The sequence below is a fragment of the Nocardioides sp. NPDC059952 genome (genome assembly GCF_042730435.1).
GTDB lineage: Bacteria > Actinomycetota > Actinomycetes > Propionibacteriales > Nocardioidaceae > Nocardioides.
Window position 1 is genome coordinate 34,274 of the sequence record NZ_JBHWLY010000005.1, and the last position, 13,447, is coordinate 47,720.

The 13,447-nt window shown below is 70.0% G+C and carries 14 protein-coding genes; 9 read left to right on the forward strand and 5 right to left on the reverse strand.

Translation table 11 applies throughout. The features are described from left to right. The first annotated feature begins 2 nt into the window (after positions 1-2). From ACFV9G_RS03625 to ACFV9G_RS03645, 5 genes are read left to right on the forward strand one after another with little or no spacing between them, the layout of a single operon-like run. Positions 3-839 carry an ABC transporter permease gene (locus tag ACFV9G_RS03625; RefSeq protein WP_378724951.1) on the forward strand — a complete coding sequence of 279 codons (837 nt, stop codon included), beginning with the start codon at positions 3-5 and terminating at the stop codon, positions 837-839. Between the two features lie 32 nt (positions 840-871). Next, positions 872-1,744 carry an ABC transporter ATP-binding protein gene (locus tag ACFV9G_RS03630; protein WP_378724953.1) on the forward strand — a complete coding sequence of 291 codons (873 nt, stop codon included), beginning with the start codon at positions 872-874 and terminating at the stop codon, positions 1,742-1,744. Then, positions 1,741-2,856, forward strand: coding sequence for a zinc-binding dehydrogenase (locus tag ACFV9G_RS03635; protein WP_378724955.1), 1,116 nt, complete (start codon positions 1,741-1,743; stop codon positions 2,854-2,856). The genes ACFV9G_RS03630 and ACFV9G_RS03635 overlap by 4 nt, the downstream gene beginning before the upstream one ends. Continuing rightward, positions 2,853-3,359, forward strand: a complete 507-nt coding sequence (locus ACFV9G_RS03640; RefSeq protein WP_378724957.1) for a hypothetical protein — start codon at positions 2,853-2,855, stop codon at positions 3,357-3,359. The genes ACFV9G_RS03635 and ACFV9G_RS03640 overlap by 4 nt, the downstream gene beginning before the upstream one ends. Next, positions 3,356-4,312: a PDR/VanB family oxidoreductase gene (locus ACFV9G_RS03645; protein WP_378724958.1), complete on the forward strand. Its 957-nt coding sequence runs from the start codon at positions 3,356-3,358 to the stop codon at positions 4,310-4,312. Before ACFV9G_RS03640 ends, ACFV9G_RS03645 begins: the two co-directional genes overlap by 4 nt. 17 nt (positions 4,313-4,329) lie before the next feature. Here the strand turns inward: ACFV9G_RS03645 and ACFV9G_RS03650 are convergent, their stop codons facing one another. The 3 genes from ACFV9G_RS03650 to ACFV9G_RS03660 all read right to left on the reverse strand — a co-directional run bounded on the left by ACFV9G_RS03650 (position 4,330) and on the right by ACFV9G_RS03660 (position 7,469). Next, positions 4,330-5,103, reverse strand: coding sequence for an IclR family transcriptional regulator C-terminal domain-containing protein (locus tag ACFV9G_RS03650; protein WP_378724960.1), 774 nt, complete (start codon positions 5,101-5,103; stop codon positions 4,330-4,332). A 127-nt stretch (positions 5,104-5,230) separates the two neighbouring features. Next, positions 5,231-6,109 carry an alpha/beta hydrolase family protein gene (locus tag ACFV9G_RS03655; protein ID WP_378724961.1) on the reverse strand — a complete coding sequence of 293 codons (879 nt, stop codon included), beginning with the start codon at positions 6,107-6,109 and terminating at the stop codon, positions 5,231-5,233. Between the two features lie 190 nt (positions 6,110-6,299). Further along, positions 6,300-7,469 (reverse strand): glycoside hydrolase family 19 protein, encoded by a 1,170-nt coding sequence (locus ACFV9G_RS03660; protein WP_378724963.1) that lies wholly within the window; start codon positions 7,467-7,469, stop codon positions 6,300-6,302. 164 nt (positions 7,470-7,633) lie between these two features. Here ACFV9G_RS03660 and ACFV9G_RS03665 point away from each other — a divergent pair, with 164 nt between their 5' ends. The 3 genes from ACFV9G_RS03665 to ACFV9G_RS03675 all read left to right on the forward strand — a co-directional run bounded on the left by ACFV9G_RS03665 (position 7,634) and on the right by ACFV9G_RS03675 (position 10,838). After that, positions 7,634-8,794, forward strand: a complete 1,161-nt coding sequence (locus tag ACFV9G_RS03665; RefSeq protein WP_378724964.1) for an ROK family protein — start codon at positions 7,634-7,636, stop codon at positions 8,792-8,794. A gap of 74 nt (positions 8,795-8,868) precedes the next feature. Then, positions 8,869-9,279: a hypothetical protein gene (locus ACFV9G_RS03670; protein WP_378724965.1), complete on the forward strand. Its 411-nt coding sequence runs from the start codon at positions 8,869-8,871 to the stop codon at positions 9,277-9,279. Further along, positions 9,276-10,838 carry a multicopper oxidase family protein gene (locus ACFV9G_RS03675; RefSeq protein WP_378724966.1) on the forward strand — a complete coding sequence of 521 codons (1,563 nt, stop codon included), beginning with the start codon at positions 9,276-9,278 and terminating at the stop codon, positions 10,836-10,838. Before ACFV9G_RS03670 ends, ACFV9G_RS03675 begins: the two co-directional genes overlap by 4 nt. A gap of 16 nt (positions 10,839-10,854) precedes the next feature. On the opposite strand, the gene ACFV9G_RS03680 is transcribed toward ACFV9G_RS03675, so the two are convergent. Further along, entirely contained in the window at positions 10,855-11,220 is a 366-nt protein-coding gene (locus ACFV9G_RS03680) for a DoxX family protein (RefSeq protein WP_378724968.1), read from the reverse strand. A 111-nt stretch (positions 11,221-11,331) separates the two neighbouring features. Between ACFV9G_RS03680 and ACFV9G_RS03685 the strand changes: the two genes are divergently transcribed. Next, on the forward strand, positions 11,332-11,709 hold the full coding sequence (locus ACFV9G_RS03685) for a winged helix-turn-helix transcriptional regulator (protein ID WP_378724970.1): 378 nt from the start codon (positions 11,332-11,334) through the stop codon (positions 11,707-11,709). Between the two features lie 9 nt (positions 11,710-11,718). Here the strand turns inward: ACFV9G_RS03685 and ACFV9G_RS03690 are convergent, their stop codons facing one another. Further along, a complete protein-coding gene (locus ACFV9G_RS03690) occupies positions 11,719-13,425 on the reverse strand; it encodes a cation:proton antiporter (RefSeq protein ID WP_378724972.1) in 1,707 nt (568 codons plus the stop codon). Positions 13,426-13,447: the final 22 nt, after the last annotated feature.

Below are 13,447 nucleotides of genomic sequence, written 5' to 3' on the forward strand. Positions count from 1 at the left end.
CCATGACCAACGTTGCAGAAGCGGCCACGACCCCGAAGGCAGCGGTTGCTGCCCGCCAGGTGGAGCAGCGCCGTACCTTGAGCAAGGGTGCCCTCCGCACCATCTCGATCCTCAGCCCGATCCTCGTGCTCGTGGCCTGGGAGATCTTCTCCCGCGCCGGGCTCCTCGAGGACAGGTTCTTCCCAGCACCGACCCTGATCTTCCAGGCACTGTGGACCGAGGCGAGCAGCGGCGAACTGTGGGCTCAGTCCCAGCACAGCCTCACCCGTCTGGTCGTCGGCTTCCTGGTCGGCGCCATCCCGGCAGTCCTCCTCGGTGTCGCGATGGGGCTCAACAAGATCGTGAACGCGGCCGTGCGCCCGATCATCTCCGCCCTCTACCCCGTCCCGAAGAGCGCGGTGCTGCCGCTGTTCCTGCTCTTCTTCGGCCTGGGCGAGGACACGATCTGGTACTTCGTGGCGATGGGCGTCTTCTTCCCCGTCGTCATCAACACCTACACCGGGGTCTCGAACGTCTCGGCGATCTTCTACGACGTCGCCGAGAACTTCGGGGCCAAGCGGTTCACGGTCTTCCGCACCGTCGCGCTCCCCGGGGCGATGCCCAACGTCATCACCGGCCTCGAGCTCGGCGCCGGCATGGGCCTGATCATGCTCGCCATCGCCGAGATGATGGGCGGCCAGGGCAACGGCTGGGGATTCATGGTCTGGAACTCCTTCCAGCTCTTCACCATCGAGTCGATGTACGCCTACCTGCTGGTCTTCGCGCTCGTCGGGCTCCTGCTCGCCCTCATCGTCGGATTCGTGGGTCACAAGCTCACCCCGTGGATCACCCGCCACTGACGGCGGCCTACTAGAGAAACGGACCACCCCTCATGTCCAACACCACTGCACCGGCCGCCCCCGAGACAGCGTCGGCCGTGGCCGACCCGAAGATCCGGATCCGCGGTCTCAGCAAGCGCTTCACGGTCCCCGGCGGCCACGTCGTGACCGCCGTCGACTCCTTCGACCTCGACGTACCTCAGGGTCAGTTCCTGACGATCGTCGGTCCGTCGGGTTGCGGCAAGACCACTCTCCTGCGGATGCTCGCCGGCCTGGAGTCGGCCTCGGCGGGCACCATCGAGGTCGCCGGCAGCACCGCCGGCCGCCCGGAGAACTCGATGGTGTTCCAGGGCGACTCGATCTTCCCGTGGATGAGCGTCTGGGACAACGCCGCGTACGGCCTGACCGTGCGTGGCGCCCCGAGGTCGGAGATCAAGGACACCGTCGGGCACTACCTCGACGCGACCGGCCTGACGAAGTTCGCCGACGCCTACCCTCACCAGCTCTCCGGCGGCATGCGGCAGCGCGTCTCGATCGCCCGTGCGTTCGCCAACGACCCCGAGATCCTGCTGATGGACGAGCCGTTCTCGGCTCTCGACGAGCAGAACAAGACACTCCTGCAGGCCGAGCTGCTCCGCATCTGGGACGAGACCCGCAAGACGGTCGTCTTCATCACCCACTCCGTCGACGAGGCCGTCACGCTGAGCGACCGGATCATGGTGATGAGCGCCCAGCCGGGCCGGGCCAAGGCGTTCATCGACGTGCCGTTCGCGCGGCCGCGCGACGTCCTGCAGCTGCGCCACGAGCAGGAGTACGGCGAGATCGTCTACGGCATCTGGAGCCAGCTGAAGGAAGAGGTCGAGAAGGCCAAGCAGCAGGCCGACGCCCGCGTCGCCCCGAAGAAGCGGGGGCTCTTCCGCCGATGAACGATCTGCTGGTTCGCGCCGCCGTCAGTGACGGGGCCGGCGACACCGAGGTCCGGGAGCTGGTGCTCCCGGCCTCGGTGAGCAGGCTGCGCGTCGAGTCCTCCGCCGTGTGCGGCACGGACGTGATGCTGCACCAGCGGGGGCTCAGGGCTCCCGCGGTGCTCGGTCACCACACGATCGGCCGCATCGACCACCTGACCCCCGAGGACGCCGAGGCGCTCGGGCTCGAGGTCGGCACCCGCGTCGCCGTCGAGGAGTACGTAGGCTGCGGCACGTGCGCCGAGTGCTCGGCCGGCCGCTACCGGCTGTGCGCCGATGTCGATCTGTGGACCGGGGGTGAGCGGGTCGGGATGATCCCGGCCTCGCGCGCCTCGGGGCTGCACGGCGGCAACGCGGAGTTCATGGAGCTCTCCTCGCGCCACGTGCTCCACCCGCTGCCCGACCACCTCAGCGTCGACCAGGCCGCCTGGACGCTGCCGCTGGCCAACGCCGTCGACTGGACCCTCGACGCCGGCGGCGTCGGCCCGGGCTCGAAGGTCGCTATCGTCGGCCCCGGCTACCACGGGCTCTCCTGTGTGGCCGCCGCCATCGCGGGCGGTGCAGAGACCGTGATCGCGCTCGGTCGCCGGTCCAGCGCAGGACGCCTCGGGCTCGCCCGCCGGCTCGGCGCGGCCACGGAGCTCAACGACGACACCGTCGTCGATGTCGTACGGGAGAAGTACGGTCCGCTCGACGCGGTCATCGACACCATCGGCACCCCGCAGACCATGGCGACCGCCATCCAGCTGCTGGGCCGCTTCGGTGTGCTGGTGATCGCCGGGCTCAGCGGTGGCGACGCCGCACTCGATCCGACCGCGATCGTCCGCAACCTGGTGACCGTGCGCGGCGTACGCGGCCGGTCGCCGCAGGCCGTCACCCGTGCCATCGAGCTCCTCTCCTCCGGCAGGACCGGCCTGGAGCGGATCCCGACGCACAACGTTCCCCTGGAGCAGGTCGGACAGAGCCTGCGCGACATGGACCAGGGCAAGGCTCCGCTCACCCCTCATGTCGTGATCGACCCGTGGCTGCGGGTCGACCCAACCCGCTCCGAGTCTGTGAAGGAGACCCGATGAACCCCCTGCGTAGGTCCTATGAGGCCCGTGTTCTCGTCGTGCCGCTCGGTCCTGGCAGCGCCCAGCTCGTCGACGAGCTGCGGAAGCTCGGGGTCGAAGGCGTCCAGATCCTGACCGGGCCGGACCCGGTCGAGGCGCTGACCAAGCCGCTGGGCGAGGGGGCCTGGGCGCCGCCGATGCCGGCCGGCACCAGCGCCGTCGCCGAGTCGGCCGACATGGTCGTCCTGGTCGGGAGCGACCTCACCGAGGTCCCCGAGCGGGTCGTACGCGAGGTGTGCACCGCGGCGCGCGAGGGTGGCGACCTGATCGCCGCCGTCCTCGTCGCCCCCGAGCACTGGCAGGAGCCGGCCGGCGCCTCGGCCATGATCACCCTGCGCCAGGAGGTCGACATGCTGGTGTCCGTACGCGGCCCCCAGCTGCTCGCCGCTCTGCTCGACGTGCTGCGCGGCGGTGCCCGCGCGGAGGCCGGCGCCGCGGCGGCGGAGAAGGAGATGTCGGCATGACCGGCGAGGAGCAGGACTTCTTCGAGGTCACCGTGCGGCAGGCGAAGCTGGAGGCCGACGGGGTGATCTCGCTCGAGCTGGTGCCCGACAGCGGTCTGCTGCCGGCCTACGAGCCCGGGTCGCATCTCGACATCGAGCTGCCCTCGGGCCTCGTCCGGCAGTACAGCCTGTGCAGCCCGCCGGCCGACCTGAGCTTCTACCGGATCGCGGTGCTCCGAGAGCCCGAGGGCCGCGGTGGCTCCGAGGAGGTCCACGAGACCGCACTGGTCGGTAAGCGGGTCCGCATCCGCGGTCCCCGTAACCACTTCCCGCTCGAGCCGTCTCCGCGCTACCTGTTCGTCGCCGGCGGCATCGGCATCACCCCGATGCTGGCGATGGTCATCCGCGCCGAGCGTGAGAAGTCGCCGTACGAGCTCGTCTACGTCGGCCGCCACCTCGAGTCGATGGCCTTCCGTGAGAAGCTCGCGACCGGGCCGAACGTCAAGGTCGTCGTCAGCTCGTCGACCGGTCGCCCCGACCTCGCCTCGCTCGTCGACGGCGTCAGCGACGACACCCTCATCTACGCCTGCGGCCCGATCTCGATGCTCAAGGAGATCGAGGAGATCTGCGAGAAGGCGGGGCGGTCCGGTCAGCTGCGGCTGGAGAAGTTCGCCTCCGACGGCGAAGCGCTGCTCGAAGCCTCGACCGGTGACTCCTTCGAGGTCGAGCTGCGCAGGTCAGGAACCGTCCTCACCGTCGGCTCCGACCAGGGTCTGCTCGAGGTCATCGAGGATCACTGCGACATCATGACCTCCTGCGAGGACGGCTTCTGCGGCACCTGCGAGACCACGGTCCTCGAGGGTGTCCCGGAGCACCACGACACGATCCTCAACGAGAAGGAACGGGCCTCCGGCAAGACCATGATGGTCTGCGTCGGGCGCTCGAAGAGCCCCCGGCTGGTGCTCGACCTCTGAGGGCGAGCACCACGGCGTCACGAGGCGGCCAGCTCGGCCTCGATGGCGCGCGTGGTGGCGAGGAGCTCGGGCAGGATCTCCTCGCGCAGCTGCTCGACCGAGGTGCGGTTGACATGGGTCGCGACGTTCACCGCAGCGATGGCGCGACCGTCGGGCCCGCGTACGGGGGCGGCGATCGAGCGCAGCGTCGGGTCGATCTCCTGGTCGGTGATGACGTAGCCGTCCTTGCGGGCCTGGGCGATCCTGCGGGCGAGCTCGTCACGGGCGACCGCGGTGCGTCCGGTGAGTGGCTCGGCATGCAGATGCTCGAGGTAGTCGCGCAGCGCCTCCGGGTCGAGATCGGCGAGCAGGACGCGACCGCTGGACATCGCGTACGCCGGCATCCGGGTGCCGACCGCGATGTTGACCGTCATCAGCCGATCCGCTTTGACACGGTCGACGTAGACGACCGTGTCGCCGTCCAGGACGGTCAGCGAGCAGGTGTCGCGCACCCGCTCGGCGAGCGAGGTCAGGTGAGGATGGAGCCGCGGGAGCCCCAGCCCCTCGAGGTACGCGTCGCCGAGCTCCATCACCTTGGGGCGCAGCTGGAAGGTGCGACCGTCGGTGCGGACGTACCCGACGCGTTCCAGGGTCAGCAGCAGCCGCCGGGCGGTGGCCCGGGAGGTGTCGGCGAGGGTCGCCACCTCGGCCAGGGACAGCGGCTGCTCGGCTTCGCTGAGGATGCCGATCACGTCCAGACCGCGCAGCAGTGATCCGACGATCTCCTCGCCCTTCGGGCTGGTCGTGGGCATGATCCGACCCTATCGGAGCCGGCGCAGCGACCGCCGCCGCTCGCCGGGGTCACCGACGAGACGCCGAGCACAAGGAACCGGCCACCTCCCCCGAGGTGACCGGTTCCGTACGCTCGAACCGGGAGGATCAGTCCGGGCAGGTGTTGCGGTAGTCGGACAGGTTGACCGAGGACGGCGCCGGGCAGAGGAACTGCGAGTAGCGGGTGTCGTCGTCGACGTACCTCTTCAGCCAGGTGACGAACAGGCGCCCTTGCCAGTCGTCGTCGGTGTTGGCGATGAGGTGGTCGCCGTTGTTGATCTCGCCGTACGCCTTCTCCCGCGCCCCGGTGGCCGAGGTGTAGAACGGGACCGAGTGCGACGACACCGGTGCGATCGTGTCCAGCTCCGCGCCGATGATCATGGTCGGGACCTGGATGCCGGGCCAGGTCTTGTCGGTATGCCAGGGCTGCAGCGCGACCGCGGCCTTGACCGAGGAGTCCTGGTTGGCCGCGGCGAGCGTGCCACCGCCGCCCATCGAGTGGCCCGAGACCGCGATCCGGGTCTCGTCCAGGCGTGAGGCGACGGCGGAGGAGGCGTCCTCCTTCAGATAGTCGACCGCGGCCAGGATCTGTGAGCCGCGGCTGTCGGGCTGGTCGTAGATGGTGTCGGTGTCGATCGCGAAGACCACGAACCCGTGCGAGGCGACCCGGCGGGCGATCGAGGAGTAGGCCGAGGACGTCGCGGTGAAACCGGGGGCGAGCACGACGCCGCCGTACGTCCCCTGGCTGGTCGAGGTGGGGTAGTAGATCGTCCCGCCGCCGAAGCCGATCACCAGCGAGGAGACCGAGGCGGTGGAGAGGGAGAACGTGCCGTTGTCCAGGACGCTGGCCGACGTCGGGTCCGGCCCGCGCTCGTAGGGGCTCTCCGCGTCGGCCGGCGCGACCAGACCGAAGAGGGGGAGAGTGACGGCCGCGGCGACCGCGGCGATCCGGAGAGAGAGTGACCTGAGGGGGTGTGATTCGAGCACCGAGCATGCTCCTTCGTCCATCCGGCCCGGGCTGTCCGGGTTCCGGTTGCTACTCGACGGTAGGGGCGCGGCCGCGCGGCGGGCACCGGCACAGGAACAGAACCTGTTTGTGCGGTTGTCACAAAACAGAAACAAGCGGCGTACGCAGGTGGGGCTGCGTACGCCGCTTGTTCTGTGCGGGTTGGTGCGATCAGCAGTAGAGGTTCCCGCCCGGGTCCACCCCGAGCAGCGAGGTGACCTCGGTGTAGTTGTCGACGCGGCTCTGCACCTGCCCCGGGTTGCCACCGTTGCACTCGATGGACCCGTTGATCGACCGGATGGTCTCGCCGAAGCCGGCGCCGTTGACCATCGCCGCGTGCGCGGTCATGGTGCCCGGGCCGTTCTGGGTGTTCCAGTACCAGAGCCCGGTCTTCCAGGCGACCGCCGGATCGGTGGCGACCAGGTTGGGGTTGTTCAGCAGGTCGATCCCGAGCGCGTCACCGGCGGCCTTGTAGTTGAAGTTCCAGCTCAGCTGGACCGGACCGCGGCCGTAGTACTGGTCGTTGCCGGCGGGGCAGCCGTAGGACTGATTGGGGTCGCAGTAGTGCGGGTAGTTGGCCTCGTTCTGCTCGACGACGTAGAGCAGGTCACCGGTCTCGTGGGCGACGTTGGCGATGAACGCGGCGGCTTCCCGCTTCTGGGTCGCCTCGTCCCCGGCATTGGTGAATTCCGGGTAGGCGCTGAGCGCCTCGACGAGACCCGCGTACGTGTAGAAGGGGTTGCGGTTGGGGAAGAGCTGGTTGAACTGCGCCTCGCTGACCGGGAACTCACCGGCCACCGGGGCCGGCGACTCCGGGTCGGTGGCAGTGCCGCCGATGTTCACGTCGATGCAGGCGTAGAAGGCGTTCGTCGTGTCGGCGACGTTCCAGACCGCGAGCACCTTCTGGCGGCCGGTGAACGAGCCGAAGTCGACCTGGTGCTCGACGGTGGCCGGCGGCTGCGCGCCGCCGTCGTCGAACTCGGCGATCTTGGTGCCACCGATGAAGTACTGCCAGGTGCTGGTGCTGTGCCGGGCGCTCAGCGACCAGCTGAACGTCTGGCTCCTACCGACGGGTGTGACCTGCCAGTTCTTCGAGTCGTCGTCGAGCTCCGCGAAGCGGGAGTTGCCGCCGGAGCAGCTGGTCAGGCCCTTCGGGCCCTCGACACTCTGCGGTTCGTACTTGATGTCCCCGCAGTCGACGGTGCCGGCAGCACACTGGGCCTGCCTGCTCGGGGGGTTCGAGATGTAGCCGTGCGCACTTGCGGGGCTCGTCGGCAACATGGCCAGGACGGGCGCCAGCAAGATCCCGCCGAGAACGGCGATCTTTGTCTTAGTACGCATTCCAAGCTCCTTGAGGGGGTTGAGATGGATGGCGATCGAGCCCCCACTGTAAGGTTCCTTTACAGTTACCGTCTAGACCCTGGGTGGACAAACACCGGCGCGGGCCCTTCAGTTGTTAAGTTGCTTTCCGTACGCCACCCCGACCCTCGAAAGGAGCGCCGCCGATGTCGAGACCGCTCAGGACACACCTGATCCGTGACACCAACGACCGCGCGGCGCTCGACCTGATGCTCTCGGACGGTCCGGTGACGAAGACCCGGCTCGGCGAGCTCGTCGGTCTCTCCAAGGTGACCGCGGGACAGCTGCTGATCCGGCTGGGTGAGCGTGGCCTGGTCGAGGTCGTCGGCACTCAGCAGGGCGGTCGCGGCCCCAACGCCGCGCTCTACGGCGTGGTCCCGTCGGCGGGCTATGTCGCAGCCCTCCACATCGGCCCCGACCAGATCACCGCGTCGGTCGCCGACATCACCGGCACCGAGCTCGCCACCGGTGCCCTCGACCCCCACGAGGCCTCCGACCCGGTCGAGGCGGTGCGGGCCACGGTCGCCGACGCCACCCGCAGCGCCGGCATCACCATGCCGCAGCTCCGCTGCCTCTCGATCGGTACGCCGGGCATGATCGACCCGCGCACCGGCGACATCCGCTTCGCCAACGACCTGCCGGACTGGCGCGCGGGCGTCCTCGCCGACCTCCGCCACAGCTTCCAGCGGCCGATACTGATCGAGAACGACGTCAACCTGGCCGGGCTAGCCGAGCAGTCCGCCGGAGCCTCCCACGGCGTCAAGGACTCGGTGCTCGCCTGGATCGACCGCGGCCTGGGGCTCGCGGTGATCGTCGACGGCCGCCTCCACCGCGGCGCCGGCGGCGGTGCCGGCGAGATCGGCTATCTGGCAGTTCCGGGCGCCTCCACGCCTCACGGCACCGACAGCCCGCAGCACGCGGCCTTCCAGTCGCTGGTCAGCGTCGAGGCCATGGACACCCTCGCCCGTGCGTTCGGGCTGGAGGGCAGCGGCGTGGACTGCGTCCGAGCAGCCGCCGGGGGCGACCCCGACGCCGAGCCGTTCCTGGAGGAGCTGGCCAGGCGGCTCGCCCTCGGCCTGGCGGGCATCTGCGTGGTGCTCGACCCCGAGCTGTGCGTGCTCGCAGGCGAGGTCGGGAGCGCCGGCGGGCCGGTCCTGGCCGCACGCGTACAGAAGGCGATCGCCGCCCTCGGCCCCAACGTCCCGACCGTCGTCCCCACCGAGATCTCGGGTGACGCCGTGCTCCGCGGCGCCCTTCAGATGGGTCTCGACACGGCCCGCGACGAGGTCTTCACCCACCAGGGCTGACCCCGACGAGGATCCGCCGGCGGTCAGGGGAACGCCCGATGCCATAGGTATTCTGCCTACATATCGTGGATGGCGTGACCACACAGATACGCGAGCGCCGACCACGCATCAGCCTCTTCTGCTTCCGAGCCGTCGCGGCTGTGACCGCGCTCTTCGCGATCGGGCAGCCGATCTTCATCGGCTCCTACTTCGCCGGCACCTTCGAGGCGTTGAGCCTCCACTCCGCGGGAGCGGCCGCGCTGCAGGGCCTCGGTCTGCTGCTGCCGGTCGCCGCGGGCGCCGTCGTCGCGATGCGCGGACGCTGGTGGTTCCTCATCTGGTCGGTCGCGCTCTTCTTCCTCATCCACGTCCAGGCGATCCTCGGCTACACCCGGGTCCTCCAGCTGCACGTCCCGGTCGGCGTCCTCACCGTCGGTGTGGCGGTGGCCGTGGCCATCGCCTCCCTGCGCCCCGGCGCCGGCAGCCCGCGGGAGGTCCGGCGATGAGGATCGGGAGACGCACCCTCCTCGGCGCCGGACTGGCCGCCCCGGTCGCCGGAGCACTGGTCGCGTGCGGCGAGGCCCCCGGGCAGACCGGACGGATCCTGCGCAGCGCGGCACGGCTGCCGAAGGCGTACGAGACCCCGCTGCCGTTGCCGCCGGTCAAGCGGCCCTCGGGCGGGATGATCGAGATCGCCCAGCGCACCGCGTCGGTGGAGATCCTGCCTGGGCTGCGGACCGAGATGATGACGTACGACGGGGTCTTCCCCGGGCCGACGCTGGAGACCCGCCGCGGCGAGGCGGTGACCGTACGCCACACCAACTCCCTCACCCTGCCCACCGCGACGCATCTCCACGGCGGGCACACCCCGGCGCAGAGCGACGGCTGGCCGACGGACCTGCTGATGCCGCCGGGCTTCGAGGCGCCGGCCGCTCATGTCGGGCACGGGAGCGGGCACGGCGGGCACGAGGCCATGGCCGACCCGAAGGCGCAGGTCAGGACGGGGAAGCGCGACTACCGCTATCCGCTCGAGCAGCCGGCGACGACGCTCTGGTACCACGACCATCGGATGGATTTCACGGCCCCGCAGGTGTGGCGTGGGCTGGCCGGCTTCCACATCGTCCGCGACGACGAGGAGGACGCGCTCTCGTTGCCGCGCAGCGAGCGGGAGCTGCCGCTGATGATCGCCGACCGGGCCTTCGACGAAGACGGCGCGCTGCGCTACCCGGCGCTCGACCCGGAACTGCTCGGCGAGCCCGGAGTCGAGGACCGCTACATGGCCGGCGTGCTCGGCGACGTCATCCTCGTCAACGGTGCCCCGTGGCCCGAGGCCGAGGTCGAGGCGGCGCAGTATCGGCTGCGGCTGCTCAACGCCTCCAACGCGCGCCGCTACACGCTCAGCCTGCGCACCGCCGACGGCAAGCCGGTCGAGTTCACGCAGATCGGCTCCGACGGCGGACTGCTCGCCGCCCCCGTCGAGCACGACCAGATCACGATGGCCTCGGGCGAGCGGTTCGACGTCGTCGTCGACTTCCGCTCGCTGCCACCGGGCACGACGGTCGAGATGCGCAACGGTCTCGGCTCCGGCCGGACCGCTCAGGTGATGCGGTTCCGCATCGGCAGGAAGGCGGCCGACGACGTCCGGATCCCGGAGCGCCTGGGCGACGTACCCGAGCCCGAGGAGCCCGCCGGTGCGGTCGTACGCAGGTGGCACTTCCGCCAGGCGAGCGTGCACGGCCGCCGCGGCTGGGGGATCAACGGCAAGCCCTTCGACCCGGCGGTCCCGCAGGCCCGGGTGCCGCGCGAGTCCACCGAGATCTGGGAGTTCTTCACCGACGCGCACCACCCGGTCCACGTCCACCTCTCGCCCTTCCAGGTCCTGCGCCGCGGCAACCGCGGCCCCGGCCCGATGGACCTCGGCTGGAAGGACACCGTCGACGTACGTCCCTACGAGGCCGTCCAGGTCCGGGTGAGGTTCGAGAAGTACGCCGGCCGGTTCCTGATCCACTGCCACAACCTGGAGCACGAGGACATGGCGATGATGGCCGGGTTCGAGACGATCTGACCCCGGCCGGCTGCGGTCACGATCGAGTGGCGAGGACCAGCGCGACGAGCGCGACGACCACCAGGACCGCGTTGAGCCACAGGTCGCGCCGCTCGCCGCGCGAGAGGTGGAAGAGCGTCGCGAGCACCTGCACGAGCGCGAGACCTGCCGCCGCCCAGATCGCCAGGCTCGGGGCGATGCCGGTGAGCGGCGGGAGGATCAGCCCCAGCGCGCCGGCGACCTCCACCACGCCTATCGCCCTGACTCCCGCCATCGGGATCGCCGTGCCCGCCCACGCCATCATGGGCGCCAGCTGCTCCTGGCTCCGCACCACCTTGATCCCGCCCGAGTACAGATAGAACGCCGCCAGCAACCCCGCGACGATCCCGTATGCGACCACCATGTCGAACTCCTTGGTTACGATGAGTAACTGACCGATCGAGATCCAGCATGACCGGCTTCCGGGAGGCGTACAAAAGGCACATCGGTGTGCCCGAGCGGACGGAGGGGCCCGATGTCGGACTACGAGAAGGCCTGCCTGATCAGGGGAGACGGCGGACGCGCGATCCGCGGCATCCTGGACCGGATCGGTGACAAGTGGAGCCTGCTGGTGATCGCCACCCTCGACGGAGGCCGGTCCCGGTTCGGCGACCTCAAGACGCGCGTCCCGGGCATCTCGCAGCGCATGCTCACCCTCACGCTCCGCCATCTGGAGCGCGACGGTCTGGTGACACGTACGAGCTATCCGGAGGTGCCTCCGCGCGTGGAGTACGAGCTGACCGACATGGGCCGGACCCTCGTCGGGCCGGCGGTGGGGCTGGCCGAGTGGGCGATCCGGCACAACCCCCGGATCGAGGACGAGCGCCGGCGCTACGACGCCCGTCAGAGCTGACCGGATCGATCAGCTCATGTCGAGGCGCTTCTCCATGTCGTCGAGGATCGACTCGACCCTCCGGTAGGTGTGGGAGCTGTAGGCCCCGATGCTGCGCTCGGTCGCGAGCGCCTCGCGCATCGCATCGAGGTAGCGCATCTGCAGGATCATCGTCTGCTCCATCACCGCCGGACGGAGTCTCGGCGCCTCCTGCACGCCCGCGAGCACCCGCGGGAGGATGCGGTCCTTGAGCTTCGTCACCAGCTTCGGGTCGATCGGCTCGCCATCGATGGTCTGCGAATCCAGCGGCCCGAGGGTGTCGACGGCCGACTCACCGACCTGACGCAACAGGGCGCGGAACGCATCGTGCCTGTCCTTGGCGCTCTCCGTGGTGAATCGCAACCGGCGGATCACAGCCGGGAGGGTGAGGCCGAAGAAGACGAGGGTGATGAGTGCGACCAGGAACGCGGCGAGCACGACGGTCGCCCGGTGCGAGGTGCCGGCCGGGATGGTCTGGGCCGCTGCGACCGTGACGACGCCGCGCATCCCGGCCCAGCCGATCACCAGGAAGCCGCGCCGGGTGATCGGCTCCCGCTCCTCGAAGTCGATGTCCGCCCGGCCCCGCGCCAACCGGTGCCGAGCGGCGGTGATCCGGGCGTCCTCCCGGTCGTCCGCAGGGGTCAGCGAGTCGAGCTTCTCCTCGAACTGGTCCAGACGGCTGCGTACGCCTTCCTGGCTCACCTCCCGGTCCCGGAGCGCGGGGCCGGCGAGGCCGACGAACCGGAGCACGACCAGCAGGCCCACGATGATCAGGACGAGCGCGGCCATCTCGCCGGGCGTGGTCTCACCCTGGGCGGCGTCGACGAAGTCCGGCAGCTGGTAGCCCATCGCCAGGAAGACGCCGCTCTCCAGGATGAAGCTGAAGGTCGTCCAGGTGGTGGCCTGGGTCTCGCGGTCGCGGGCGCTGAACCGGCGGCTGCCGAGACCGCCCGTCACCAGCCCGGCGATGACGACCGCGAGCACACCGGACGCGTTCAGCTCCTCGGCCGGGAAGTAGGCGATGAACGGCACCGCCAACGAGATCGTCGTGTTGAGCACCGGATCGTCCAGACGCTGGCGGAGCAGCACGGTGATCCAGCCGACCACGCCGCCGATCACGACCGCGCCCAGCACCGCCCAGCCGAACTCGAGCGTCGTACGCCACAGCGAGAAGGAGCCGGCCACCGCGATCCCCGCGACAGCCGTCCGCAGGACGACCAGGGCGGAGGCGTCGTTGACCAGGCTCTCGCCCTCCAGCACCGTCATCACCCGCGGCGGCAGCCCGGCCCGGCGCCCGATCGCCGTCGCCGCCACCGCGTCGGTGGGACTGACGACCGCGCCGAGCGCAACCGCGAGCGGGAACGAGATCTCCGGGAACAGCCAGTGGACGACCGCGCCGATCACCAGGGCCGAGACGATCACCATCACGACCGAGAGCCAGCTGATCAGCCGGAGGTTCCGCCGGAAGTCGATCACCGGCAGGTTGACCGCGGAGGAGTAGAGCAACGGCGGAAGTACGCCGGCCAGGATCAGCTCCGGGTCGAGCTCGATCGCCGGCACCCCGGGCAGATAGCTCGCCCCGATCCCGAGCCCCACGAGGAGCAGCGGCGCCGCCACCCCCGTACGCCGCGCGAACACCGACGCCGCGATCATGATCGCCAGCGCCGCCCCGACGATCAGCATCACCCGATGGTCCATGCCCATGAGCCTAAGCGCGGCC

Excerpts from the sequence above, each read along its gene's own strand:
- ACFV9G_RS03630 (WP_378724953.1), top strand. The coding sequence starts at position 872 with ATGTCCAACACCACTGCACCGGCCGCCCCCGAGACAGCGTCGGCCGTG.
- ACFV9G_RS03685 (WP_378724970.1), top strand. The coding sequence starts at position 11,332 with ATGTCGGACTACGAGAAGGCCTGCCTGATCAGGGGAGACGGCGGACGC.
- ACFV9G_RS03665 (WP_378724964.1), top strand. The coding sequence starts at position 7,634 with ATGTCGAGACCGCTCAGGACACACCTGATCCGTGACACCAACGACCGC.
- ACFV9G_RS03675 (WP_378724966.1), top strand. The coding sequence starts at position 9,276 with ATGAGGATCGGGAGACGCACCCTCCTCGGCGCCGGACTGGCCGCCCCG.
- ACFV9G_RS03690 (WP_378724972.1), bottom strand. The coding sequence starts at position 13,425 with ATGGACCATCGGGTGATGCTGATCGTCGGGGCGGCGCTGGCGATCATG.
- ACFV9G_RS03640 (WP_378724957.1), top strand. The coding sequence starts at position 2,853 with ATGAACCCCCTGCGTAGGTCCTATGAGGCCCGTGTTCTCGTCGTGCCG.
- ACFV9G_RS03625 (WP_378724951.1), top strand. The coding sequence starts at position 3 with ATGACCAACGTTGCAGAAGCGGCCACGACCCCGAAGGCAGCGGTTGCT.
- ACFV9G_RS03680 (WP_378724968.1), bottom strand. The coding sequence starts at position 11,220 with ATGGTGGTCGCATACGGGATCGTCGCGGGGTTGCTGGCGGCGTTCTAT.
- ACFV9G_RS03660 (WP_378724963.1), bottom strand. The coding sequence starts at position 7,469 with ATGCGTACTAAGACAAAGATCGCCGTTCTCGGCGGGATCTTGCTGGCG.
- ACFV9G_RS03650 (WP_378724960.1), bottom strand. The coding sequence starts at position 5,103 with ATGCCCACGACCAGCCCGAAGGGCGAGGAGATCGTCGGATCACTGCTG.
- ACFV9G_RS03635 (WP_378724955.1), top strand. The coding sequence starts at position 1,741 with ATGAACGATCTGCTGGTTCGCGCCGCCGTCAGTGACGGGGCCGGCGAC.
- ACFV9G_RS03645 (WP_378724958.1), top strand. The coding sequence starts at position 3,356 with ATGACCGGCGAGGAGCAGGACTTCTTCGAGGTCACCGTGCGGCAGGCG.